General features: G+C 38.4%; 25 protein-coding genes and 1 tRNA gene. 15 read left to right on the forward strand and 11 right to left on the reverse strand.

Annotated features, from left to right (window positions below):
• Positions 1-272: 272 nt before the first annotated feature.
• From VJJ80_02285 to VJJ80_02310, 6 genes are all read left to right on the forward strand, one after another.
• Complete coding sequence (locus tag VJJ80_02285) at positions 273-878, forward strand: histidine phosphatase family protein (GenBank protein ID HLC38931.1); 606 nt, start codon at positions 273-275, stop codon at positions 876-878.
• A gap of 121 nt (positions 879-999) precedes the next feature.
• A complete protein-coding gene (locus tag VJJ80_02290; protein ID HLC38932.1) occupies positions 1,000-1,851 on the forward strand; it encodes a hypothetical protein in 852 nt (283 codons plus the stop codon).
• 150 nt (positions 1,852-2,001) lie between these two features.
• Positions 2,002-2,073: transfer RNA gene (locus tag VJJ80_02295), tRNA-Glu, on the forward strand.
• Between the two features lie 258 nt (positions 2,074-2,331).
• Positions 2,332-2,478, forward strand: a complete 147-nt coding sequence (locus tag VJJ80_02300; GenBank protein HLC38933.1) for a DUF5679 domain-containing protein — start codon at positions 2,332-2,334, stop codon at positions 2,476-2,478.
• A 152-nt stretch (positions 2,479-2,630) separates the two neighbouring features.
• Complete coding sequence (locus VJJ80_02305; protein HLC38934.1) at positions 2,631-4,355, forward strand: M48 family metalloprotease; 1,725 nt, start codon at positions 2,631-2,633, stop codon at positions 4,353-4,355.
• Between the two features lie 279 nt (positions 4,356-4,634).
• Positions 4,635-4,949: a DUF5640 domain-containing protein gene (locus VJJ80_02310; protein ID HLC38935.1), complete on the forward strand. Its 315-nt coding sequence runs from the start codon at positions 4,635-4,637 to the stop codon at positions 4,947-4,949.
• A 141-nt stretch (positions 4,950-5,090) separates the two neighbouring features.
• On the opposite strand, the gene VJJ80_02315 is transcribed toward VJJ80_02310, so the two are convergent.
• Positions 5,091-5,840 (reverse strand): PaaX family transcriptional regulator C-terminal domain-containing protein, encoded by a 750-nt coding sequence (locus tag VJJ80_02315; GenBank protein ID HLC38936.1) that lies wholly within the window; start codon positions 5,838-5,840, stop codon positions 5,091-5,093.
• Positions 5,841-5,919: 79 nt separating this feature from the next.
• Here VJJ80_02315 and VJJ80_02320 point away from each other — a divergent pair, with 79 nt between their 5' ends.
• From VJJ80_02320 to VJJ80_02355, 8 genes are all read left to right on the forward strand, one after another.
• Positions 5,920-6,942, forward strand: coding sequence for a hypothetical protein (locus VJJ80_02320; GenBank protein ID HLC38937.1), 1,023 nt, complete (start codon positions 5,920-5,922; stop codon positions 6,940-6,942).
• Between the two features lie 5 nt (positions 6,943-6,947).
• Positions 6,948-7,679 (forward strand): L,D-transpeptidase, encoded by a 732-nt coding sequence (locus tag VJJ80_02325; protein HLC38938.1) that lies wholly within the window; start codon positions 6,948-6,950, stop codon positions 7,677-7,679.
• A gap of 214 nt (positions 7,680-7,893) precedes the next feature.
• Positions 7,894-8,886: a hypothetical protein gene (locus tag VJJ80_02330; GenBank protein ID HLC38939.1), complete on the forward strand. Its 993-nt coding sequence runs from the start codon at positions 7,894-7,896 to the stop codon at positions 8,884-8,886.
• 310 nt (positions 8,887-9,196) lie between these two features.
• Positions 9,197-10,000 carry a ThiF family adenylyltransferase gene (locus VJJ80_02335; GenBank protein HLC38940.1) on the forward strand — a complete coding sequence of 268 codons (804 nt, stop codon included), beginning with the start codon at positions 9,197-9,199 and terminating at the stop codon, positions 9,998-10,000.
• Positions 10,001-10,018: 18 nt separating this feature from the next.
• Entirely contained in the window at positions 10,019-10,630 is a 612-nt protein-coding gene (locus tag VJJ80_02340; GenBank protein HLC38941.1) for a GNAT family N-acyltransferase, read from the forward strand.
• Between the two features lie 82 nt (positions 10,631-10,712).
• Positions 10,713-12,530 (forward strand): ATP-binding protein, encoded by a 1,818-nt coding sequence (locus tag VJJ80_02345; GenBank protein HLC38942.1) that lies wholly within the window; start codon positions 10,713-10,715, stop codon positions 12,528-12,530.
• A gap of 48 nt (positions 12,531-12,578) precedes the next feature.
• Entirely contained in the window at positions 12,579-12,986 is a 408-nt protein-coding gene (locus VJJ80_02350) for a response regulator (GenBank protein HLC38943.1), read from the forward strand.
• 8 nt (positions 12,987-12,994) lie between these two features.
• On the forward strand, positions 12,995-14,086 hold the full coding sequence (locus VJJ80_02355) for a DUF3048 domain-containing protein (GenBank protein HLC38944.1): 1,092 nt from the start codon (positions 12,995-12,997) through the stop codon (positions 14,084-14,086).
• Positions 14,087-14,163: 77 nt separating this feature from the next.
• On the opposite strand, the gene VJJ80_02360 is transcribed toward VJJ80_02355, so the two are convergent.
• From VJJ80_02360 to VJJ80_02405, 10 genes are all read right to left on the reverse strand, one after another.
• Entirely contained in the window at positions 14,164-14,430 is a 267-nt protein-coding gene (locus VJJ80_02360) for a hypothetical protein (protein ID HLC38945.1), read from the reverse strand.
• On the reverse strand, positions 14,427-14,975 hold the full coding sequence (pilO, locus tag VJJ80_02365) for a type 4a pilus biogenesis protein PilO (GenBank protein ID HLC38946.1): 549 nt from the start codon (positions 14,973-14,975) through the stop codon (positions 14,427-14,429). Before pilO ends, VJJ80_02360 begins: the two co-directional genes overlap by 4 nt.
• Positions 14,976-14,979: 4 nt before the next feature.
• Complete coding sequence (locus tag VJJ80_02370; protein ID HLC38947.1) at positions 14,980-15,567, reverse strand: PilN domain-containing protein; 588 nt, start codon at positions 15,565-15,567, stop codon at positions 14,980-14,982.
• Positions 15,567-16,616: a type IV pilus assembly protein PilM gene (gene pilM, locus VJJ80_02375; GenBank protein ID HLC38948.1), complete on the reverse strand. Its 1,050-nt coding sequence runs from the start codon at positions 16,614-16,616 to the stop codon at positions 15,567-15,569. Before pilM ends, VJJ80_02370 begins: the two co-directional genes overlap by 1 nt.
• A 120-nt stretch (positions 16,617-16,736) precedes the next feature.
• Entirely contained in the window at positions 16,737-17,945 is a 1,209-nt protein-coding gene (locus tag VJJ80_02380; protein HLC38949.1) for a PilX N-terminal domain-containing pilus assembly protein, read from the reverse strand.
• On the reverse strand, positions 17,942-18,532 hold the full coding sequence (locus VJJ80_02385) for a prepilin-type N-terminal cleavage/methylation domain-containing protein (protein ID HLC38950.1): 591 nt from the start codon (positions 18,530-18,532) through the stop codon (positions 17,942-17,944). The genes VJJ80_02380 and VJJ80_02385 overlap by 4 nt, the downstream gene beginning before the upstream one ends.
• Before the next feature lies 1 nt (position 18,533).
• Positions 18,534-18,971: a prepilin-type N-terminal cleavage/methylation domain-containing protein gene (locus VJJ80_02390; protein ID HLC38951.1), complete on the reverse strand. Its 438-nt coding sequence runs from the start codon at positions 18,969-18,971 to the stop codon at positions 18,534-18,536.
• A gap of 1 nt (position 18,972) precedes the next feature.
• Positions 18,973-19,422: a GspH/FimT family pseudopilin gene (locus VJJ80_02395; protein HLC38952.1), complete on the reverse strand. Its 450-nt coding sequence runs from the start codon at positions 19,420-19,422 to the stop codon at positions 18,973-18,975.
• Positions 19,423-19,430: 8 nt separating this feature from the next.
• Positions 19,431-20,648 carry a type II secretion system F family protein gene (locus VJJ80_02400; protein HLC38953.1) on the reverse strand — a complete coding sequence of 406 codons (1,218 nt, stop codon included), beginning with the start codon at positions 20,646-20,648 and terminating at the stop codon, positions 19,431-19,433.
• Between the two features lie 31 nt (positions 20,649-20,679).
• Positions 20,680-23,112 carry an ATPase, T2SS/T4P/T4SS family gene (locus VJJ80_02405; GenBank protein HLC38954.1) on the reverse strand — a complete coding sequence of 811 codons (2,433 nt, stop codon included), beginning with the start codon at positions 23,110-23,112 and terminating at the stop codon, positions 20,680-20,682.
• A 269-nt stretch (positions 23,113-23,381) separates the two neighbouring features.
• Between VJJ80_02405 and dnaX the strand changes: the two genes are divergently transcribed.
• The gene (gene dnaX, locus VJJ80_02410; protein ID HLC38955.1) at positions 23,382-24,959 is read left to right on the forward strand and encodes a DNA polymerase III subunit gamma/tau; all 1,578 of its coding nucleotides are present in this window, start codon (positions 23,382-23,384) and stop codon (positions 24,957-24,959) included.
• The last annotated feature ends 49 nt before the right edge of the window (positions 24,960-25,008 follow it).

Here is a 25,008-nt window from a genome sequence, read left to right on the forward strand (position 1 = left end):
TTTTTTGAAATTTAAATGAGACACTCATCAATCCCTTTTTATGGTGTCTCATTTGTCTCATCCGCCTTGGCGAGCCTTCGGCGAGACAGGTTTTTGCTTCAAAACCTCAAAAATGATGTAATATAATCAATCCCTATTTAAATTAGGTAAAAGACTAAGGAACAAGGTAACCCTCCTTCGCTAAAGCTTCGGAAAGGCAAGAAGGTTATAGACCAGTGTGGGGAGCCAAATTAAATGTTTTAATTTAGTTAAATTTACTAGAAAGTAAAACAATGACGACTTTTTATTTAATGAGACATGGCGAAGACAAAGACAATGCCGCCGGAATTTTAAACGGTCGGAGAGATGAGCACTTAACAATGAAAGGGATTCAACAGGCAAAAACAATTGCGCAAAAAATTAAAGATTCAAATTTAGCCATTGATGTAATTTATACTTCACCATTACTTAGAGCCGTTGAGACGGCCAATATCGTGGCTGATAAATTAAATTTAGTAAAGCCGATAATTTTAAATGATTTAGTTGAAAGAGAATTTGGCGTGATGACGGGAAAGCCGGTGAACCTGGTAGAAAAACTCTGCACACCTAAGATTTTAAAAATAGACGGCACTGTTTATTTTTTTGAAGCGGCGGCGGCGGAAACATTTCCTCAGCTTAAAATCAGAGCCCGACTGCTTTTGAATAAATTATCTAAAAGGCATTCTCGAGGCAAAATCCTGTTAGTTAGCCATGGTGATTTTGGTAAAATGATTTATGCCGCATTCTATCATTTAAACTGGCGTAAAGTTTTGAGTATGTTTTATTTTGATAATGGCAGTGTGGTGGAATTGTCTAAAAAAGCTAATTTTAAAAAACCGGTAGTTTTTAAATCAAATTAGGCTAAAATTTGTGAAATAGAATATATAGATTATAATTAATTTAGAAACTAAATATTAATGTTCCCGCCGGATAAGCGGGGATAAAGCCCCGCCGAAAATACGGACGGGGCAAGGAGGGGAAATGGATGCTGGGGAACCTACTAGTAATCTTGAGGAACAAACCCCAACTCCTAAATCTGGAGGCTCAAAAATTCTTTGGATTATCATCCCAATTCTTATTTTGGGCTTAGCAGTTTTAGGCTGGGGTTTTTATGGTGGAATTAAGACTAAGAAAATTGCCACCGAAGTTGAAAGTAAAATTGCCGAAAACGAACAAAAATGGCAAATTGATGAATTACTTAATCCAACCGAAAAGGTTAATAGTGCCGAAGACGTGGCAGCTCTGAAAGCTGACTACCAGGAAGTTTATGACGATTCAACCGCCGGGTTAGCAAAGCTTGAGACGCTAAAAGGAACCCGAAAAACCGCCGCCTTGGAAGCTGATTTGGCGCGTTTTTATCAATTAACGCAAAAAGCCAGCGGCAATGCGATTACCATGTTGAATTATTTGCAAGAAATGCAAAAAATTAGCTCAAGCTTTCCAACCGTTGATGCAACTGGCGTGGCTGAGTTAAAGACACAGCTGACGGCTTTTAAGGCCTCAGTTGACAAATCATTAGCGACTCTAAAAACCATTAAAACCACACCTTCATTAGAAGCGACAAACAAGAGTATGGTCACTGGTTTAACACAACTTTCCGGTTTATTGGGTCAAGCAATTACTGCTTTGGATAATAATCGTCCAGATCAAGTCCAATCATTGTTAGCTGGTTTTGCCACCTCGGCATCAAGTTTTGAAAGTGTCAAAATGCCAGATCAAACCGCGATGAAGAATGATATTGCTACTGATAGCGAGGTTGCCGAAATTAAGAGCTTAATAACCTCTATTAAAGCTAAGGTCGCCACTTGTAAAACGGTGATCTTTACTTTCTAAGATATCAATAATAGCTTTGAAATTATGTAAAATAGCTTGAAATAGCTTAGATTTTGTGTTAAAATGAAGATAGTGAGAGACTTTTAAATTCTCAAGAAAATTAATTTGGGCCCTATCGTCTAGTGGTTGGGACGTCCCGATAAACAAAATGACGTTATCGTCTAGTGGTCAGGACGTCAGGTTCTCAGCCTGATAACCCGGGTTCGAATCCCGGTAGCGTCAAAAAATTTATTATCGGGATAACAGGGGTTCGACTCCCCTTGGGGCTACCAAATTAATAATTTTTCGAGAAGGCAATAGCTCAAATTGAAGCTAAATTCTCAAGAAAATGAATTTTAGCCTTGACAGCCTCAGAGGCTGCTATATAATAAATTTGAAGCTAAAGACTCCTGAATATTCTTTCAGGGTAAAGCTAATATGGTCGAAGCTTTCCCGAAACTCCAGTTTATGCTTTCGGGAAAAACCTCGAAAGGAGGATAGATGTCAGAAGGATATTGTGTAAAGTGCCGCAAGAAGCAAGAAATGCAAAATGCTCAAGCTATCACCATGAAGAATGGTAAACCGGCGATGACCGGAACTTGCCCATCATGTGGTACCAAAATGTTCAAAATTGGTGCAGCTTCCTAATTCTCAAATTACAGATAATAATAAAAAGCGGTCGCTCAAAAAGTGGCCGTTTTTTATTATTATGTGCTTCTTGACAAATGTTTAATTTAGGAGCATTTTAAAGGTGAGTAACAGTACATTTACAACTCGAGTTCATCGAGGGGGCAACCTAGATGAAGCTGGTTGGTCGGTGGTTCTCTTTGATGATGTTATTGTTGGTTTTTTGCATGAACTCACGCCTTGAAGCGAAAAAATTTGAGATTCAAGCAGAAATTATGGTTGGCCAAATGGTGGCGGGTGATTTGGAAAATCAATTCGGGATTTCTGATAACCCCGAATTCAATGCCGAAATTCAAAATATTGCGTTGCAATTAGCGCCGCTTGCCCAAAGAGAAGGTATTGACTATCAGTTTAGAGTCTTGAATACCGACGAAGTTAATGCTTACGCGGTGATGGGCGGTAATATTTATATTAATAAAGGTTTACTGAAAGCCTTGGGTTTTGCCAGTAGTGAATTTAATCCACTTCAAATTTTGCAACAGATGTTTGGCGGCGGTGGTAGCTTGCTTGAACCAATTCCGCCGGCAAAGGACGAATTGGCGTTTATTATGTCGCATGAAATTACACATATAAAACAAAAACATGGTGTTAAGCAAGTATTATTGAGCATGGGTCTTTCTTTGTTGCTCGGAGATGTTGATTCTAAAAAAGCCGGAGGAGCGGCAAAATTATTAGTGGCACAATTACTCACTTCTGGTCGGAGTCGTGACGATGAAAAAGAAGCTGACAAAAAAGGCGTTGAATTAATGGTTGAAGCTGGATATGATCCAGCGGCAGCTTTGGCAGTAATGCGCCGAATTGAAACCTTATCATCTAATCAAAAAGAATTGGGTATTGAGGGTTTGCTTAGCCGTCAACTGGCGACTCATCCGCCAACTTCAGATCGGTGCGAAGTTTTAAAGGATAATTTGATAAAGTCCCTGACAGGTTTAACCTTTAAAGCTGATATTGCTTATGCGGCAACACAATATTTGAATGGTCCTTATAATTATGACGACCCTGCATGGTCTACCAAATTTGAAGATAAAACAAAGAGAAAGATTAGCAATCTTGAATTAGCAAATTCTAGTTATCGTAAAATGGGAGAGGAATATTTAGGTCAATGTACATGGTTTGTGGTGGCGGTGAGAGAGGATAACATTCTCCCAATTATTAAAGGTAAAGGCAATGCTTGGGTTTGGTATGACGCGTTTAAAAATGCAGGATATGGTTGTGGTCCAGAACCCAAAATAGGTTCAATTGCTGTTTGGGATAAAAAGATTGCCGGGACAGGCCATGTTGCTTTGGTGACAGGTGTTAATGGTGACGGAACATTTGAGGTTTGGGATAGCAACTGGAGCGCTTCATTGGATAGGAAAGTAAGGAACAGGGTGGTATACTCGAAAAATAATATTACTGGTTTTGTGTATTGGCCGAATGGCAAAACAGAACCAGACAAGATATTGATTTCTCCAGATCCACAAATTCCAAACCAGCCGCGCAATATAATCGATATTCAAAATGAGCAATTTCATCTTGGAGATAATCAGGCGGATTCAAAAACGATTTGGCTTAAAGAATTCGCTCTTTCAGCTGCAGATTTAGCAAATCGGACCAAAGCCAAATTATCTTTGAAAGTTAAAGGCACCCCGAAAAAAGACCCAATTATTTATATTAACCGTCAAAAAATAGGTTATGCAATCACGCAGACCGACGAATGGGAGGATTTTTCTTTCCCATTTGATCCTAAAATTCTGCAGGCTGGCAATAACTTGATTGATATCGAGACCATTATTGCCAATTTGTGGCAGACCTTTGATGAGTGTGAGATCCAAAATATTCAATTAATTTTTGAATAAGAAGATTTTTTTACCAGCCGTTGCAGGCGAACTCGACCCACTTGCGACGGCTTTTTTTATTGTCTCGATGACGATAATCCCGCATTCCAAGCGTTATTAATAGGAAAGTCTGCGGGATAGTTGACATAAAACTTGATTTTTTGGTAATTATATTGTAAATTATGATTGATTTTAAAACATCCCAATCCGCACACCCTGATCAGCCAAGGAGAGCGATGAACCGTGAAAAACGGACTGAAACTGTTGGCAATATTTACTATCCTCCTTTTCGTTCTACCGATGCTCAATATATGTTGCTCAAAATCAAATAGTATTGTTGGAACATGGGAAGTTCAATCTGGCTGCGGCCCAATTCAAATTAACTTTAATAAAGATGGCACGGGTTCAATGACTACCCCGATTGATAATCAGAACTTTAATTGGAAAATTGAAGGTAATGAGATCGTTCTTGAGTCAACACTCCGCCATAGTAGTATTTCAGGCGAAACCCACACGAATCCAAAAATACAAAGATATCCTTATAGATTAGAAGAGAATGTTCTCACGATTCATTATTCTGATGGGACAGCTTATGCTTTTCATCGCCTTAATTAAGTTCTAACCTATTTATTTCTATTCATTATTGCCGAGAGGCACCAAGACCCAACTTAGCCTTTCGGCTTTTTTTATTGCCTCGACGACGATAATCCCGCATTCCAAGTGTTATGGCAGGAAAGTCTGCGGGATTGTTAATTTTTAGTACGATTTGATAATATCTCGATAAATTTGATAGGCTTTTTCGCCGCGCCAATTTGAGGGGAGGAATTGTTTGGGGAGTTGGGGATCGTCCCGATAAATTTGCGCAAACTCCATTTCTAAAAAATTGGCCACTAAGGGCCAAAATTTTCCTCTTTTCGTGCGATGGACGTGCTTGATAAATTGTTGGTATTGAGCGTTAATTTCGTTGAGTTTCCAGATTTTTTGAATGGTGCTTTTTTCCCGGTCAATTCGATCTGCTTCCGCCAGAGTCATGTATTGCCTGATGCCGAGCTCATTGGAAAGGCGGTTGATGGCGCCCAGGAGCGGATGGGGGGAGATATAGACGCCTTTTTGGATTTTTTTGAAGCTCATTTCCGCTAATTTTTTTTGAAGCTCAAGTCGGTAGGGGCGTTCTTTTTCCGGAAGGCTAAATATCACCATTCGCCATTTGCCGTCCCAGGGATCAAATTTTCGAAATGGTAGTCTGGGCAAAATTCTGAGCCGACCGCGATTGGTGAGGCTGGGAATTTTATGATGATAACGATGGGTAGTGGTGATTAAGCCCCGTTTTTTAAGAATAGACAATTCTTTCTGAAGCGTGGCCAAGGAATATGTAGTTTTATAAAAGCGACGAAAAATTTGCTGCAATTGAGAATAAGAGAGCGTGTAATTGATCTCGGGCAGGCAATAGTTAATAAAAATCAATAATTTTTCTTGTAAACTGAGATGCTGTTTTATTCTGACCATAATTGTATTTTATCTCAAAAGATTAACTTTTTCCAATAAATATGTTAAAATATTATCAACTCAGGAAAGGGTGATCCAGATGAAAGTCCCACGGCCGATCCTCTTTGTCATTATCGGTGTAGTTATAATTGCCGCAACCTTCAGTTTTTGGTTTTACCAAAAGAAAACTCAGGAACGAATTTGCGAACAAGCTTTGGTCACGAGTTGGTCTTCGGTTATTGGCTTAATGGAAGATATCGGAACCACAATTAAGGAAAAAAATCTTGATTTTGCCGATGTTAGCCGATGCTCGAGCGAATGTTACGCCAAACTCAGTGATATGCAAAAAGCAGTGACAGCGCTGGATGAAACGGCAAAATTTGCAAAAACCAAATCTGATTTAGTAGGTATAATCCGAGATTCAATGGATTTGATGGAAGATGTTAAGGATTGCTGTGACCAATGGCAGACGGCGAATTTTCGAAAATTGGAACTGAAGATCGCTTCAATCAAGCAAGTCGCAGAAAGCACCTTTACAACCTGGCCAACTAGCAGTATGCGCGTCAGGCAACCTCAATTAGCATCTCTAAACACTATTCCAACGCAATTTAACAAAATGAGAAACGCCCGCAAACAGACCGCAACTCCTTCCATATTTCCGACTATGATGTCGATTCCGATTAGCAGAGATTCATTACCAGCCGCGGGTTGGGTTCAGGTAATGACCCCATCTCGTCCAAACTTAGAAGTTTGGTATAGCCCAAACGCAAACGATTATTTTCGATCAATGCAATCTTTGCTCAAGGCCTACAAAGGTCTTCGAGGAGACCTCGATGAATATATCGAACGTGCCAAAAAGCAGGGTTGGGTTTATGGCAGTGCTTATAGCCAATTTTATGATCGTGCTTATGAGTCGCGGCAAAATATTTACAACGCCATGAACGGATTGCCAATTTCTCATGGGTTTGGTGCTCAGCATCAAGAGGCTTTAAATTGTGTCCTTCGCGGTCTAAATGCGATGGATGCCTTAAAAGCCGGCGATTACTCCACCTTTCATAATCTTTCTACCATTAATACTAATGCTTTAAGACGAGTTATGAATGAATATGATCTTAGGGGGTGAGATTCTTGAAATGGCAAATCACTACGTTTTTTATTATTGCCGCATCACTGCTTAGTTTATATTTTTATTCTGATAATCATTTGCGAGTTTTGAAAAGTGAAGCGGCGATCGTGCATAATTCCAGCACCGCGCTGCAGGCTCAACGAATGAGCCTGCCGGTTGCTTTGCCTGAACGCGAACTTAAACCGAAAATGACACCACCAGAATCAAATCTTTCGACACCAATGAAAAAAATTACCCAAAAAACCGCACCTCATTCAGCGAAACAAGCCAAACTTAAATTATCATCAGATTATTATCAGATTTATAATCCCAAGGCAGAAGTAGATTATATCTTAGTTAATCTTGACACTCAGCAGCTTCACGCTTTTTCGGGTCAAACCTTGGTGCTGACCGAAAAAATTTCCGCAGCTTCAAGCAATATTAATATTCCGTCAGATTATGATCTTGAAGGTCCTCACAACCATTTTGGAAACTTTTCAGTCATCAATAAAGTTGTTAATGGTTTTAGCCATCAATTCAATTGTCCTATGCCCTATGCCCTGTATTATTTTAAAGGTCATGCGATTCATCAAACCGAACCTCAATATTATCACCTTTTAGGCACCCCAGCCAGCCACGGCTGTATCCGCGAGGGACCCGTGGTGGCTAAATGGTTATTTGATCATACCTCGGTTGGTACTCCAATTAAAATTTTTTCTTCGAATTCAAACTATCAGCGAGAATTAGCGTATTAAGTTCAATGCGACATTCTCGCTTTTTTTTGTTATTCATGATATATTATCATACTCTTTTTTATTTTTATCGTCAAGTTTTTGGTATGATTTAAGAATAATTTTATGAAGTCAGGGGTATTAATTATTGACTTTTTTCTTATTTTAGTGTAATATTTTATGTGACTAAGGAGCTTGTTCCTTAAGCTCTTTAACAACTCAAAAGGAGATGGTCAGGATGAGAAAGTCGTTGTTGTCAATCGCGATTTTTCTTTTCTTTCTTCGTGTGGGTTTTGCTCAGATTGGACCCGAGGCTCCAATTCTTGGCAAGAGCGTATTAGGTCTCAACGGAATAGCTGTTTTGGAAGTAGCTTCTCCTTCTGAATATTCATACAATCCTGCCGCTGTTCCTTTGGCGCTGAAAATATTTAATGAAGAAAAGTATGCTGAAATTGATTACGGTTTGATCAATTTTGCGAAAGGTCCGACCGTAGAAAATACTTGGCAGTATTGTTCTTTTCGAACAAGTCAGGATTCAGCCATGCGTGTAGCTCGATATACCATTAAATCAAATTCAAAACCAATTATATATCTTGGACCAGACCTTCTAGTAAAGTTTGAAGGAGAGACATACGAAGTTACTTATGGAAAGATGTTTTCGGAAAAAGTGGGCTTTGGCGTAGCCGTCGTCCCTTACGAAAACATTAAAACCAAACTTTCAGCTGATAACATACAGCTTGGTGTAGGTGAAGCCAAATCGGATCTGCACTTTAGAGTTGGTGGGATATATCTTATCCAATCGAATCTGAGTGTGGGAGTCGTCTTTACTAAAGACAAAATAAACGCTTCAACCCTTCTTTCTCCGCTTCTTTCAGGATCGTCCGAGCCAATTAATTTAAATGCCGATTATAATGAGAAGTTGTGGACAGTTGGTGTGGCTTGGCAGCCAAAGCAAGGTACGGGGCTATACTCCACTTGGCAAAAGGGGGATATTACAGGTCCAAACCTTCATGAGGATATTGATCTTAAAGCTTTTGGACTCCAGCAATTTTTGAGTCCAAAACTATGTATTAGGGTTGGTCTTTATGATACTGTTCCTGGATATCAAGTTACCTATTATGGTGATAAATGGAATATTGGTGTTTCTTTTTCAAATAATACATACCGTCGGAGTGAAGCTTTTCTCGGATCGGCGGATACCTTTTATATTTGGGCTGGTGGGAGTTTCTGAATTCTATCAATAAAAAATACCCGAGAGAGGTGAAAGAAAATGTATGAAGAAACGAGCCGAATAGTCGTAGTCTTAACAAGTATCATTATTACGATCGGGTTATATTCACAAGGTATTAAGATTTGGAAAACTCGTAGCGCTAAGGATTTTTCCTTTATGCTAATAGTAGCTTTGTTCCTTGACTGGATGAGTTGGTATAACTATGGTTTCATGTTACACGAATGGCCAATAATTCTAATTGGATCACTAAGTTTTCCTGGAGTTGTATTGGTCTGTTCCGGCTACATCAAGTACCGAGGGGGCGAAAATAATGTGGAGTGATTTCTACGCGGAGCTGGTTAACAGGAACATTGGCGTAATTACAGTGGATGAGCAAGATATGTTAAGAAATTCTTGTATTGCAGTTGCTGGTTGTGGTGGAATGGGAGGTTATTCTGCCGAACAATTAGTACGTTTAGGCGTTGGTCACATTAAAATTGCTGATTTTGATAATTTCGAGGTTCACAATATCAGCCGTCAGGCAGGATCAAGTTTTATTACTGTGGGTCAACCCAAAACCCTAGTTCTATCTTCTTATTTTAAGCAGATAAATCCTGAACTTCATCTTGAGTCATTTCCTGAAGGGGTTCAGCCTGAAAACGCGGCTGAGTTTGTCAGGGATGCTGATATTGTTATCGATGCGATTGACTACACTTGTTTGTACAACTCGGTCGTTTTGCATCGTGAGGCGCGCAAGCAAGGTTTGTGCTTGATTAACCCTCAGGCAATTGCTTTTGGGGTGAGTGTTTTGGTTTTTGGACCAGGGACCCAAACCCTTGAGGAATACGTTGGTTTGCCCGAAGGTGCTACCAGAGAAGAAATTGAAAAGTTTATACCACCGATTGAAAAATTTTGTCCTTATTTCCCAAGTTATATAGACAAAAATATCGCCATGAAAGCAGCGACTGGGCAAATTAATATTCCTAATATTATTATGCCCCAATGTTTGGGAACAGCGATAGCTGTTTCTGAAGCTACGATGATGATTTTGGGAAGAATTCCTCAACCTCAAGGGCCAAATCCAAGAATTTTCATCTTGGATCTCCAAGACAGGTTTTTCAAATGCATAGAGTGACAAAGGAGGTGGGACGGAATGCTCGAGTTCCGGCAGGCTAATGGTAGGGATGAATTGATGAAAGTTTTTAAATTGCGGTATCAGGTTTATTGTCTCGAGAAGTGTTTTTTGCCATCATCGGATTACCCTGAGGGTGTTGAAGTTGACGAATTTGATACGGCGTCTGTTCATTTTGTCGCAATGCATACCGTTGATGGTCAGGAATTGGTTGGAACAATGCGTTTAATACTTGATTCGGACAATGGTTTTCCGGTTGAGAAGCATTTCAGGCTAACTAAACCCATTACAAACCGACAAACAACGATCGAACTTTCTCGGTTGATTGTTGCTCCATCGGCAAGGATAATTGCTATTCCTATTTTGATGGGTTTAGCTCGTGAGATTTATTGGTATTGCAATGATCATCAGATTGAGGATTGCTATGCAGTTTTAGAGGAGCCGTTGCTTAAGATGCTGAAGAGGATTAGATTTCCTTTCCATGTGGCTGGTAAGGAACAGTGGTATATGGGTGGTCTAACCCGACCAGCATATTTATCGGTTTCTGAAACGGTGAGAGTAATGGTTCGTAGTAATGCTATATTTAGAGAGTATCTTACTGAGTCAAAGGGCAATCCCATGATTCTTAGTTAGCGGGGCGACTAGCTTCACAAGCGAGTTTCCCCGTTTTTTTATTTTTACAAATATTGTATAATTAATTTAGATAAGGGGGTAAATGAGCTATTCAACAATTATTTTGTTATTTATGGTGATATTAAATGTTGGTTTGGCAACGATTGTTTTATTTAATAATCTTAAAAATCGGCTAAATCAAATTTTTGCCTTTTTTATTTTGTTTGTAGTTTTATGGACAATAAGTAATTATTTTGCTAATTTCTACGGTCCTTATTCTTTATTTTGGACACAAATGACGTTTGCAAGTGCGGTATTGGTCGCATTTACCTTAGTTTATTTTTCATATTATTTTCCAAAATCAGAAAGAAAAATCTCTAATAAAGAACACCTTATAATTACAATCCCAACAATTTTAATTTTGTTGTTATTATTATTCACAAAAACAGTAATTGCCGGTATTACTATTATTGAAACCGGGACTGGTGTTGAACAGGGAATATTGTATTATATTTGGCCTGTCTATTTTTTGTTATTTATTATTTTTACATTTTATAACTTGATTAAAAAATACCGGAATCTTAATAAAAAGCAACAAATTCAAATGAGAATACTTTTTGTGGGTTTATTATTGAGTTTGTTATTAGCCATTACCACAAATTTACTTTTTCCCTTAATCTTAAAAAACGATACCTTAAGCAATTATGGTCCATATTCTACTTTTATAATCATTGGGTTTACAACTTATGCAATTATCAAACATGAGTTATTAAATATTCGAGTAATAGCGACTGAAACCTTGGTAGCATTAATAATATTAGCCTTGATTGTTCAAACTTTATTATCAAAATCGTGGGCTGAGGGATTGATTCGGACAGGATTTTTATTGCTTGTCGCTTATTTTGGTTATTTGCTTATTCGGTCGGTTATTCAAGAAATTGAGCGACGAAAAGAGGTGGAGAAACTATCTCGGGAATTAGAAAAGGCCAATCTTCATCTGCAGGAATTAGATAAACTTAAATCTGAATTCGTCTCGATTGCCAGCCACGATTTATTAACCCCAGTCGCTGCGATCGAAGGCTATCTGTCGATGATTTTAGATGAAAAATTAATCAAACTCAAAAATCCGAAATTAGAAGATTATTTACACCGCGTTTACGATTCGGCCAAGCGTTTGACCCGCTTAATTACAGATTTATTAAATATTTCAAGAATCGAAGAAGGCCGCCTGAGATCAGAAAAACAACCCATTGATATTAATGAAACGATTAAGAGCGTGATTAAGGAATTATCTATCCAAGCGGATAAATATCATTTGTATTTACGATTTGATGAGCCAAAAGAAAAACCAAAACCAATTTACGCCGACGAAGATCAACTCAAAGAAATCTTAATAAATTTAATCGGTAATAGCTTGAAGTTTACCAGAAGTGGTGGGGTAACCATTTCGCTTGAAACTCTTTCGACTCATGAAATTGAGTCAAGGGTCGCAAAACTCGAAGAGACGGCTTTATCGCAAGCCAGCAAACAAGGCGAGATGTTGCCGATGATGGTGGGAACAAAAAGCCGAGTGATGTTAGGTGATGAGCAATTAGTAATCCACGTCAAAGATACTGGCGTTGGAATTGCTGAAGACGAATTGCCAGGACTTTTTCAAAAATTTTACCGTGGCCGCACTCTTTGGACAGTGAAAAAAACTCCGGGTACTGGTTTAGGATTATATATTTCAAAATCATTAGTGGAAATGCACAATGGTCGAATCTGGGTAAATGAATCTCGAAGGGATAATGGTTCTGATTTTGCCTTTAGCGTCCCATTTGTCAAAGACTCAATTATTGTCGGACATCACGAAAAGAAGTTGACTCTTGAAGAGGAAGCAAAGCTAAAACCTTTGGCGAAGGGACCAACCAGGGATTTTTAAAAGTTGACATTTTTAGTGAATCAAATATGATGGAGGTGCGGAGGAAAAATGGTAGAAGCAAAAGCAACAATTTTAATCGCTGAAGATGATTTAACCCTAAGAGACATGTATCAAATTCGCTTGGAAGCGGGCGGTTATCGAGTTTTGGTGGCAGCAAATGGTGAGGAAGCCTTGCAAGTTTTGGAAAAAGAAAAGCCAGATGTAATTTTGCTTGATATTATGATGCCAAAAATTAATGGCTTAGATGTCTTGGAAAAAGTAAAAACTAACCCAGCTACCAAAGCGACCCCAGTTATTATTTTAACGGTCTTAATCCAAGATCAGACTCGTGTTAAGGGATTGATGTCAGGCGCGGATGATTATTTGATTAAATCCGAAACCATGCCTGGCGAAGTCATTAAAAAAATTGAAGAAGTCTTGGCGAGAAACCAAAAAAATAAAACCGAAGAGAAATAAAAACAAAAATGGAAGAAATTAATATTTCCGAAGAAAAACAATCTAAAAAGCCAAATTTTTTATTAAGGCCATTTTCAAGGACTACGAAAATAGTCCTTTTAATTTTATTGATAATTTTTGGTTTAGTTTTTGCCTGGGCGATTTATGTTACGCCGATTGCTGATTCTTTTAACCCTTTTGCTAGCCGTAAAGGAGATCAGGGGGAATTGCCAACCTTAAATGCGGTCTGTCCGTTAAATGGAAGTGCCGCGGCTGATGATATGGTGGGAAATCGTCCTTTTGGCGTCATGATTGAAAACCATCCCGATGCCAGACCCCAATCTGGTTTAGACAAAGCTGATTTGGTCTATGAAGTAGTTACTGAAGGTGGCATTACTCGGTTCTTGGCATTTTTTGGGTGCCAAAACCCAAGCCAAATTGGACCGGTTCGATCGTCTCGGATTTATTATTTAGATTGGGTTTCGGAGTTAAAATCATTTTACGCTCATGCGGGCGGTTCACCCGATTCTTTGGCCGCTATTCAACAACGTGGGATTTTGGATTTAAATCATGCCACTGGTTATTTTTGGCGATCAACAAGTCGAGCTGCACCTCATAATTTATATACCTCATTAGAAAAACTTAAATCGTATGCTCAGAGCCGTCATTATGATTTAAATAAAGCTGATTTCACATTATGGAAATTTAAAGATGATCCGGAAAAATCTGCTCGACCTGAATCAAAAAGCGTTAAAATTAATTTTTCTTCAGCCTCGTTTCTGGTTTCTTATTCCTATAATAAAGAGACAAATAATTGGTCAAGGTCAATGGCAGGCAAATCTCATTTAGACGCGGCGACAGGGAAACAGCTTAAAGTTAAAAATATTGTGGTTCAATATAGTCAAATTGTGGCTCGAAGTGATGGTCGGGTTGATGTCGGCAATATTGGATCAGGTCAAGCTTTATTCTTTATTGATGGCATAGCCTTGACCGGTACTTGGAAAAAAGATTCGACCAGCGCTCGAACTATATATGCCGATTCAAATGGCAGGGAGATTGAATTTTCACGTGGTCCAATTTGGATTGAAGTGGTTAAATTAGGAACAGTCATAAATTATTAATAAATCATAGATAGCTTTAAATTTAGATTTAATAAAATCCGCCAGCAGGCGGATTTTATTGATTGGCAAGCTGATTTCTATTTATAGGGGACGAGAGGATCTGGCCGACCGGTACTTTCGGTGGCGGAAACCGGATTGGTATAATTTCGGGTAGCCTCAACCTTTTTAGTTTCAGCCGTATCTTTAATCGTAATTTCTGGTTTAACGACATCTGGAGTGAAATTATATAATAAATAACCTTGATAACCTAAATAAGCAAACAACGCCATAAAAGCAATCACGATTAAAAATTTTACCGTTTTATTGATAATTGAAAAGCTTGTTTTGGTATTTTTTTCAGTCATTTGGTGGCCTTTCTTTGGTAAACCGAACCATTAATTTTAGCTTTAGTCTTTTCTGGTGTGTATTGTAATTCAATGCCGGTCGCATTATTAATTTGGGCTAATTGAGTTAAGCCTGACAAGAACCTTACAAACGAGCCAAAATTTCCCTCTAATTCGATTTCAAATTTACTTTCATCAACACCACTGACAGTAGAAGTGGTTTTGGTTTTTTGATCAGCGGCGGTCGGAAATTTGATTGAGGTGAGGGTATTTCCTGAACTTTGGGCAAGAGCTTCAGCCTGAGTGGTAAAATTTGTCGAGCTATCTTGAGGTAGATAATTTAGCATTTTATCAATTTTTGGCTTTTTAGTTTCAAATTCTTTAGCGAATTTTTCTAAATCGACTAACTCGTCTTTAGCAATAATTAATTCTTGATTTTTGGTTTTATTTTCTTTGTATTGTTTGGCGAGTTGTCCGGTAAGCGGTTTGACGACAAAATAAAGGACCGCCACAATAATGAAGCTGAAAAGGATCACGACGGTTAAATTTTTTTGTTCTACAGACATATTATTACTCCTCAGATTTGGTGCCGGTTGATTGAGTGGTAGGTGCAAATTTAGCATTTGCTAATTCCGCGATCATTTGAAAAGTTAAGCCACCGCCATCAGGATTAATTGAAGCGGAAATAAAAACCGGATTATTAAATTCATTCGAAGTAGCCAGTTTAGTCTTAAAAAGCATCACCGTGCGGTAACTACCAGCAAAACCGGCAATTTCGATTTTATTTTGGGATTGTTCGTTAATCTTAAAGGTGGTTAATTGGAGATTGCCCGGAGTTTGATTGGCTAAATTCAAGAGAATTTTTTCCCAATCGACTTGATACGCGGAGATTTTTTTAATAATGGTAGAAGTTTCATTATATTTTTGAACTTGAGATAAAATCTGGTCGTATTGTTTACGCTTATTGGCAGCATCATTTATTTGATTTGCAAGGCCACGATTGATGATATTGAAATATTGGACTCCAGAAAAGATGACGATTAAGATTAAAACAACTAACAGGGCAATCGGAGTCATATACGAAGAATAATAAAGACTTTTTCTTTTTGAAATAATTTTTTCTTTTTCTTGTGGCGGGAGAAGGTTGATTTTTATCATTAGTATTGATCCCTTAAAGCTAAGCCAGCCGCTGTAGTTAATCGTAAAATTTGTTCTTGAGGCATTTTTCGCCAGGTTCGTGAGGCGATATTAACAAATGGGTTGGCAATATTGGTTTTTTTGCCAGTCGTTTCGGTTAAATAAGTGGCAATTTCAGGGGTTAATGCCCCGCCCCCACAAAGTCGAATTTCAGAAATTTTACGGGCCGGCTTGGTGCGCGTTTCATAAAATTTAATGGCGTTATTGATTTCTTCAATGACATCATTGATAACCGGCGACATTGCCGCAATTAGATTTAACTTAGGGTCTTTTTTGAAACCCGTTTCTCTTTTAAGTTTTTCAGCTTCAACATCAGTAATTTTTAAGCTATTGGCGAGACTTTTCGTTAAAGTGTTGCCGCCATGAGGTACGGTGTAGGTGAATTTGATGCTATCAACATCGTAAATGCTAATGCCAATGGCGGCGGCGCCAATATCAAGGATTAAAAAGGTACCTTGTTCTCCTTTTTTGGCAATGGCGCGAGCGGCGGCGATTGGTTTGGTCTCAAGGGCGATCAAATCAATGCCAATAGATTTAAAGATTTTAAAATAATTATCGACTAAATATCTTGGGGCAGCCACGATTAGGACATTTAGGCTATTTTGGGAGGCTGGTCCTAAGGAAAACCAATCTAAATATAATTCATTTTGGGGGATGGGAATATGTCGAGCCGCTTCGGTGGGGACGGCAACAGCTAATTCTTCATCAGTCATTTTTGGAATTTGAATTATCTTTGTAAAAACCTTAGATTCTGGCAAACCGGAAACGGCGGTTTTTTCGAAAATACGAGGCCTGGCAGTTCGACAAGCGTTTTTAATCGCATCAGCAATTACCCGATCGGCAATGTCTTTTTGCTGGTTGGCTTTGGCGGGAATATTAACAATATTAAAGGATTTTAAATAATTTTGATTGCCACGTTTTTTTAAAGCCACAATTTTTACGCTATCGTAACCTAAATCAACACCAAGTAAGTTTTCCTGAATTTGTAAAAAACGATCAAATGAAGACATTATTCCTCAATAAATAATCAGCCCCGGATAATTTTTAAATTTTAAGGATAGAGATGCGCCCCTGACCTTTAATACTAATTTTAATTTATCAATAAATGAAATATCTGTCAATTTTTAAAGCTAATAAATTTCGTTCCAAGTTTTACTTTTCATAAGCCATTTACCGCCAGGACCAGTGGTAAAGATGGAACTTGCTAATCCCATGTCATAATCTAAGGTGGCGCTGCTATTCAAGGTGAGTTTTTTACCAATCAGTGATACCACATGGCCATTTGAATTAATGGTAATGCCACCATTTAAGGCATAAAATAAGCCACCGACACCATTGGAATTAATCGTGTTGGCAAAAACATCAGTGCTGGTGGAGGCGAAAAGAATATAGCCTTTAGGATCAGCACTGGTTGGATAAATATTGGTGTTGCTTTCGATTACGACGGTGCCGTCAACAACAATCACCGTGCCTGCCGAGACAAATTGTGGATCGAGCCTGAGGGTTGAATTTGACCTCATCACAAAATTCCCGGTCACATATATGGGACCTTTGAGGGTGGTATCTGAATTTTGGCCAAGAGTTAAATTACCAACAACTTTGCGAGGTCCAAAATCGCCGGTGCCAGTAATAGTATAATCGCCGTTAATTTGATCGTCATTTTCGCTGGCGGCATTTTTCCAAAAATCAATCGTGATAACAGGCATTTGTTGTGATGGGGCACCCGGGTTGGTGGTGCCGGAAATTTCCGGATTTGGAGTGGTAATAGTGGTGACCGCATAGGCATCACCATTAATATGTGAATTTGAAGCCCCGGCAATATGGCCATTAGAATAAACATTACCATTAATGATAGAATTGCTGGCCATTTCCAAGCCCCATTCACCAATTTGGACCGCATAATGGAAGGCGGCTTCTTCTTCAGAAGCTTCGGTGCTGGCAATGATTTGAATTTGGCGTTGGGCGGGAAAGGGTGAAGAAACTGGGTAGTAACCGGTCGAAGTAATGAGTCTTTCGTTCGGATCAGAAGCTGAAGGGGCAACCGTGACCGTAAATTTGCCCCCACCCAGAGCAGTATTTTGTTCGCCGGCATAATTTAAACTTGGTTGGTTGAGGCCCCATAGTGCTTTTTGAATGCCAGATTCAGCTAAAGTAAAAGCCAAATTAGAGTTTTTTAAATTTTTAGTAATTTTTAAATCATAAGAAACAACGGAGATAAAAAGCGTACCAATTGCCATCATAATCACCATAATAAAGAGGACGGTAGTCAGGGCAAAACCAGAATTATTACGAAAATTCTGGCCAAAGATTTTAAAATTTAAAAGTTTGTTTTTTTTCATATTAAATTCCGAGGTTTAATTTCTGTTTGTAAATTAATTGTTTGCGAGCCTTGAGTTGCGGTTAAATCAATGGTGATAATGGAAGTTCCATAAAGCGTCAAGCCGGTGATGTTACTAGAAATAATAGTATCCTCATCAGAGCTAAGAACGGCATCGCTGGTGTCATATGAAACCCAGACTTCAGCGGAATCGACATAGTAGTGATAAATCTGACGTTTTAAATCTGTGCCGGAAAGGTAATATTTAATATATCTTATTTTTTCAAAATTAGAATCTCGAAAACTAATTTCATGTGCAACTAAGGGATTATCTTTGGTGGCAGTTAAAACCGTGGCGATTTCTTCAGTTTCTCTGAGCTCTCGGGAAATTCTTTCCAAGCCAATGCGGGCGTTTTGGGTTAAATCAGTTTGGGCTGAGCCAGTTTTATAAGATTTTTGGCTAACCGCATAAACAGTATAGATTGAACCTAAAATCAAGAGTGAAACTGTAATCGCAACTAATAATTCCATTAAGCTAAAACCGGCTTGATTGAATTTTAAATTGCGACGAGTTTTGGAATTTACGAATTTTTGGGGCAAAAATCTCATTTTATTTACCTTTAAGATAAGTGCTGGTCAGACTTTTTTGTTGGCCACCGTCAGTCCAAAAGACGGTGGCGGTAATTTTTTTCAAGTTCGTTTCTGTTTGAGACTGGACTAAGCCATTATTTACATAGATAACTATGGTTTGAAAATAATAATCATAAAATGGGCTTGTGGTATCACTTGTAATACGGTTTTTTACCTGACTTGTAACTGAAACATATGCAGTATTTTGGATCTTTTCTATTTCACCTTGGAGTAAATTTGAAGCGGTGGTTTCCTTTTCAGAAGTTTTGGTGGCTCTTAAGCCAGCTGGAAAAAGTTGAATAATCGCGGTCGTGGTTATAATAAAAACCAGCAAAGCCAATAAAACTTCAACCAAGGTGAAGCCATTTTTGGCCGGTTTTGAATTTTTTACTTTAAGATTTTGTCTTGATATTCTCATATTAATAGGTTTTAATTTGTCCGACCGGGGTAATTTCAATAGTAATTTTTTCACCAAGATTATTATTTAAGATTATGGTACCATAATTTAAGGGTGCACTCGAAGGTGTAAAAGTAATTTGATTATTGGTAAGATTTACTTGGAAAAAGCGAATCCCACGAGATAGGTTGGTGTTGCTGACTTCTGTTTCAGAGCCATCAACTGCTAAGCGATAATTGGTGTAGCTATCGTTTCCTAAATTAAACCTCACTAAATGCCGAGCTTGAGTGGAAACAGTGGAGCTTTGGGCTTCACGTAGGGCTGCGACCATTTCTCTCGCCGAACCAGTCAACCGATAATGGGGTGCGACTCGAGTCAGGGCCGCGAAGGAAACAACGCTAAGGATTAAAATGATAGAAATTACGACGAGAACTTCAACTATACTGATGCCTTGTCGGAAATATTGATTCATATTTTTCTCTATTTAATAACTTGAACTAAACTATAAATTGGACCTAAAACAGACATCAAAATAAAGGCAACGCCCGCACCCATGACAATCATTAAAATTGGTTCGAGTAAAGTCGTTAAGTTTTGGCTCATATAAGCGACATCTTTTTCTAAAAATTTGGCTAAATTACGTAAAACATAGTCTAAGTTACCCGATTTTTCACCGACCGTGATCATCTCGCAGATTAAAGGTGGAAAATTTTTATCTTCGAAAAGAGAGGCGCCAACCGGTGAACCATTTTCAATTTTAATAGCCACCTTTCTAAGCCCATTTTGATAATGAACATTGCCGGTTAATTCGACTAAGGTATCGAAAATTTCCAAAATTGGCAAACCGGCCGCAGTTAGAGTGGCTAAGGTTCTGACAAAAGTGGCCAAATAAGCCTTTTTTTGTAATTGACCAACTACCGGGGTTTTCATGCTAATCCAATCAAACACAGATTTAATTTCAGGGAATTGTTTAGTCCAACGGTATAAGAGATATAAACCCACCACAATCGTAATTATTAGCCACCAATAATTAACAAATGCATTACTGACACCAACCAAAATTCTGGTGGTAAGCGGTAAAGTGGCACCGACTTCATTAAACAAGCTCGTTAATTGAGGCACCACAAAAATCATAATAATAACGACCACCGCGACCAAGGAAATCAAAATAAAGATTGGATAAATTAAGGCGTTTTTTATTCTTGACATTAAGTCATAATTTTTAGATAAATCACCAGCCAATCTGGTTAATACCTTATCGAGCTTGCCGGATTTTTCGCCTGATTTGGCAATTTGGCTATAAATTTTAGGAAAAATATCGCTTCTTTTTGAAAGTGAATCGGAAAGAGCATTGCCCCCTTTGACTTCTTCGGAAATTTCCGCAATTTGCTCGGAGAAATATTTATTATTAGTTTGATTTTTGAGGGTGTCTAAGGCGGCGACTAAGGGAAAGCCGGATTTAAGCATGACCGCTAATTGTTGAGTGAAAATTACTTTATCGCGGAGAGCGACTTTTTTCGAAAAATAATTTAAAATATTAAAAGAGCTGGTGGCTAAGTCTTTACTGGAATCGGAAAGAGAGGTCACAAAGAGACTTTGTTTTCTTAAAATTTCCGCCGCCGCCAGGCTATTTGCCGCTTCAACCTCACCGGCTTTTTCAACGCCATCTTCAGTCTTGGCGCGATATATAAATTTCATATCAACCCTCTATAATTAATGAATTTTCAATTTATTCTCGAGTCACTCTCCAAACTTCTTCAACAGTGGTAATACCATCAAGCGCTTTTAAAATCCCATCTTGTTTCATGGTGATCATACCTTCGGAAATCGCTTTGGTGGCTAATTCTTGGGAGGAAACTTTTTTCAAGATTAAATTTCTCATCGGTTCAGTTAAAGCAAAGACTTCAAAAATTCCAACCCGTCCTTTATAGCCGATATTATTGCACGCTGTGCAACCTTTGCCTTTATAAAAGACCATCTCGCGATTATCAAGCTCCTTTTTTTCTTTCTCGGGGAGCTTGGCTAATTCTTGTTTAATTTCAGTAAGAATTTCATCGGCAATAGGTTCTTTTTGTTTGCAATGTTCGCAGACTTTACGAGTTAATCGTTGAGCCACAACAGTATTAACCGAAGAAGTGACTAAAAATGGTTCAACGCCCATATCAATCATACGAGGCACCGCTCCAGCGGCGTCATTAGTATGAAGAGTTGAGAGCACCACGTGGCCAGTTAAAGCCGCATGGACAGCCATTTCGGCGGTTTCGAGATCGCGAATTTCACCAACCATAATAATATCCGGATCTTGTCTGACAATTGAACGTAAGCCTTTCGCAAAAGTAAAACCGATGTCAGTCCGCACCTGACCTTGGTTAATACCCTTAATCTGATATTCAACCGGGTCTTCAAGGGTAATAATATTAACACCTTCTTTGTTTAATTTGCCTAAGACGGCATATAAAGTAGTGCTTTTACCAGAACCGGTCGGTCCAGTCACTAAAATCATCCCATGTGATTTACTAATGGCATCGTTTAAACGGGAGAAAGCTTCGCCACGAAAACCCAATTCCTCTAAAGTTAACACGCCACCCGATTTATCTAAAATACGCATGACCGCCTTTTCGCCATAAACAGTGGGAAAAACACTTAACCTAAAATCAATTTTACGTTTATTAACCGTGAGTCCAAAACGACCGTCTTGCGGAAGTCGAGTTTCGTCAATTTTTAAATTTCCTAAGATTTTAATACGAGAAATAACGGCTGGTTGTATCGATTTTGGCAAGGAAACTACCTCTTGAAGCACGCCATCAATTCTAAATCTAACGATGACTTCTTTTTCATAAGGTTCAATATGAATATCTGAAGCTTCGGATAAGACGGCGCGTTTGAGAATTGATTGGACGGCTCGTGAAGTTGGTGCTTCAGCTTTGGCAATATCTTCTTCTTGGTCTTCTTTTGTTTTAGTTTCTTTCTCTGGAGTCGCTTTTTTAATTTCTTGAGCTATTTCAGATTCAAATTCTGAATATTGTTCCAAAACATGACCAATATCTTCTTGGGTCGCTAAGGCTGGTTTGATTTCTGCACCGGTTTTTTTCTTGATAAATTCGATGGCTTGATAATCTTCGGGATCAACCATAGCGACGATTAATTTGCCATTTTTTTCTTCAACCGGAATCGCTTGATAAAGCCTGGCGATATATTCTGGAATTTTGGCTAAAATTTCTTTGGGAATTTTATGGCTTCGAAGATCAACATAGCTAATATCATTTTTTGGTTTTGCAGTTTCGGATAAAGTCGCGGTAATTTCCTTGCGGGCGTTTTTAAAAACATTGGCTTGATTAGGGTTTTGAGCTGCAAGATTGTTGGGGTTAGGAGCGGTTTTTGCAGCTGGATTTGTTGGAACTGGAGTTAAAGTTGTGGGCTCTTTTTTGGGACCAGCAATTGGAGCGGTTTTTACAGGTTCTATTGGTTTTTCAGATTTTGTTGGGGTTGGTTTTTCTGAAGCATCAAGGGTGGGAGAAGAGGTCCTGGAAGCTGATTTTTTGCCAAATAAAAAACCGAAAAAGGATTTTTTAGTGGACGGAGTTGGCGAAGGAGCAACTGGTTTAGACTCAGGTTTAGGCGAAGGGGTAGGAATAGTAGTGCTTGGACTATCAGGGGTAGGTTTTATTTTTGTACCATAATTAATTTGTGAACCAGATTTGAGAAATGATGAAGAAGGTTGATTTTGTGGGGTAGTTTTTGCTGCCAGAGAAGCGGGCGCAGAGGTAGTGTGGCTAGAAATTTTTTCAATAGGTTCAGTTTTGGCGGGTCTTTGGATTGGAATAATTTGTTCACCAGAAATAGGTGCCAACTCTGGTTCAGTTTTAGCAGCTTGCGTTTTGGGTTCAGTATAATCTTTGCCAATCGATTTTTTGAGCGTATAGCTGGTATTAAATGAAGGTTTCTTTTTATTTGCCGTAGGCTGGGGGTTTTGTTGGGGATCGATGTTTTTATTAGAGATCGCACTCGGCGAGAAAGCCCCCAAATTAGAAATTAAAACTTTATTGCCTTGTGCTAATTGCGAGGTCACGACATTAATAAAAGTTCTTACGAATAATTCCGTTTTTTTCACAGGTAAATTTGAATTTGTCGCTAATAATCTCACAAATTCTTTTCTGAGCATTAAAAAACCCTCCTTTTTATTCTTTTATCTCAAATTTCAGTTTGGAATTAGTTTTATATTAAAATAAAACTATAAAGACGGGATTTCAGTTTATCCGCAATGCAGATCTCTAATTGTTTGAGCATCTATTTTAATCGTACTATTTCCATAATTTGTTGTCAAATCTTGGCATTTTTTCAATAATAGTTTAAGATAAAAAGAGACAAAACAAAAATTAAAATATTAAATTTATTTCTATAAAACATAAATTTCAACAGATGAGGGGCAAGATGCTTCCTATTTCTTTGTATCGTAAATGGAGACCACAGCGGTTTGAAGAGGTCGTGAACCAAGCGCCAGTGGTAAAAACTCTCGCTGGCGCAATTCGCCATGGCCATATTTCGCATGCTTATTTATTTGCTGGGCCTCGCGGGACTGGCAAAACCACGATTGCGAGGTTATTGGCTAAGGCCGTTAATTGTGAAAATAATAAAAGTTTCGAGCCGTGCAACAGATGCCAGTCGTGTCTTGAAATAAGTGAGTCTAGGTCATTGGATATTTTTGAAATTGACGCAGCTTCGCATCGCGGCATTGATAAAATTAGAGATTTGATTGAAAAAATTAAATTTACACCCGCCCGGGCGCGATATAAGGTATTTGTCATTGATGAAGTCCATATGTTAACTCGCGAAGCGTTTAACGCCCTGCTAAAAACACTCGAAGAACCGCCAGTGCACGCGATCTTTATTTTGGCAACCACAGAGGCTTACAAGATACCACCAACCATTCTTTCACGTTGTCAACGTTTTGATTTTAAAAGATTATCAGTTTTACAAATTTCCCAGCAACTCGAAAAAATCGCCAAAACTGAAAAAATCAAAATTGAAGCCGGAGGTACGGAGTTATTAGCACAAAATTCTGAAGGATCATTGCGTGATGCCATTGGTTTTTTGGATCAGCTTCGGGCAATGACCAAAAGCAATATCACTTTAGCAGACATTGAATATGTATTGGGTTTGACTTCGCAAAAATCAGTCCTGAGGTTAATGGATTTAATTTTTAAAAACTCTTTAAAGGAAGCGGTTGAATTGGTGAATAAAATTTTTAGCAAAGGCTATGAATTGCCGCAATTTGCCAATGCCGTGATTGAAGAATTAAGAAAATTAGTCTTAGCTAAAAGTGGTTTGGAATTTTCTTTTTTAGGCTTAGACGAGGATGAAGAAGCTAAGTTTTCCAAATGGCAAGATCGAGTTAGCCTAAAAAGATTACTAGAAATCATCAAAGCTTTTCGTGGCGTGGAGGATTATTTAAAAACTGTCTCGCAACCACCACTGGCCCTCGAAATGGTTTTAGTGGAATTAATCGTGCCAAACCTTGAAAAAGACGGAGAAACAAGATTTCAGGACAAAATTGTAAAGCCGAGTGTAGATTCGCCAAAATCTGACACATCAAAAAGTAGTTCATCTAAATCAAATTTAAAAATCGAGCACCCAAAACAGAATCTCAAAACCGAGAATCCTCAAGAAATGACGAAATTTATCGAACTTTGGGCGGAAATTTGTGAAAAAGTTAAAGAGGAAAATAGCTCTTTAGCCTCGTTTTTGAAAATGTGCGTGCCATTGCAAATTTTAGATGATAAAATAATTATTGGAGCAAAATTTAAATTATATATTGATAAAATTCACGAAAAAAAGGTCTTAGTTGAAAAAGTGATCGAGGCTGTTTTTGGCCAAGGATATGAATTATCGTGTGAAAAAGTGACTGATCAAAACAAAGACCAATTTCAGCAAAATTCAGATAAATTACGGGAAGCGGAAGAGCAGCTCGAAGAAAAATTAGCCCAAGAAGCGCGTCAAGTTTTTGAGTAATAAATAATTTTAAAGAGGATTAAGTGGCGAGAAAACGCAACCGCACCAC

The sequence above is a fragment of the Patescibacteria group bacterium genome (genome assembly GCA_035288465.1).
Classification (GTDB): Bacteria; Patescibacteriota; UBA1384; order DATEAH01; family DATEAH01; genus DATEAH01.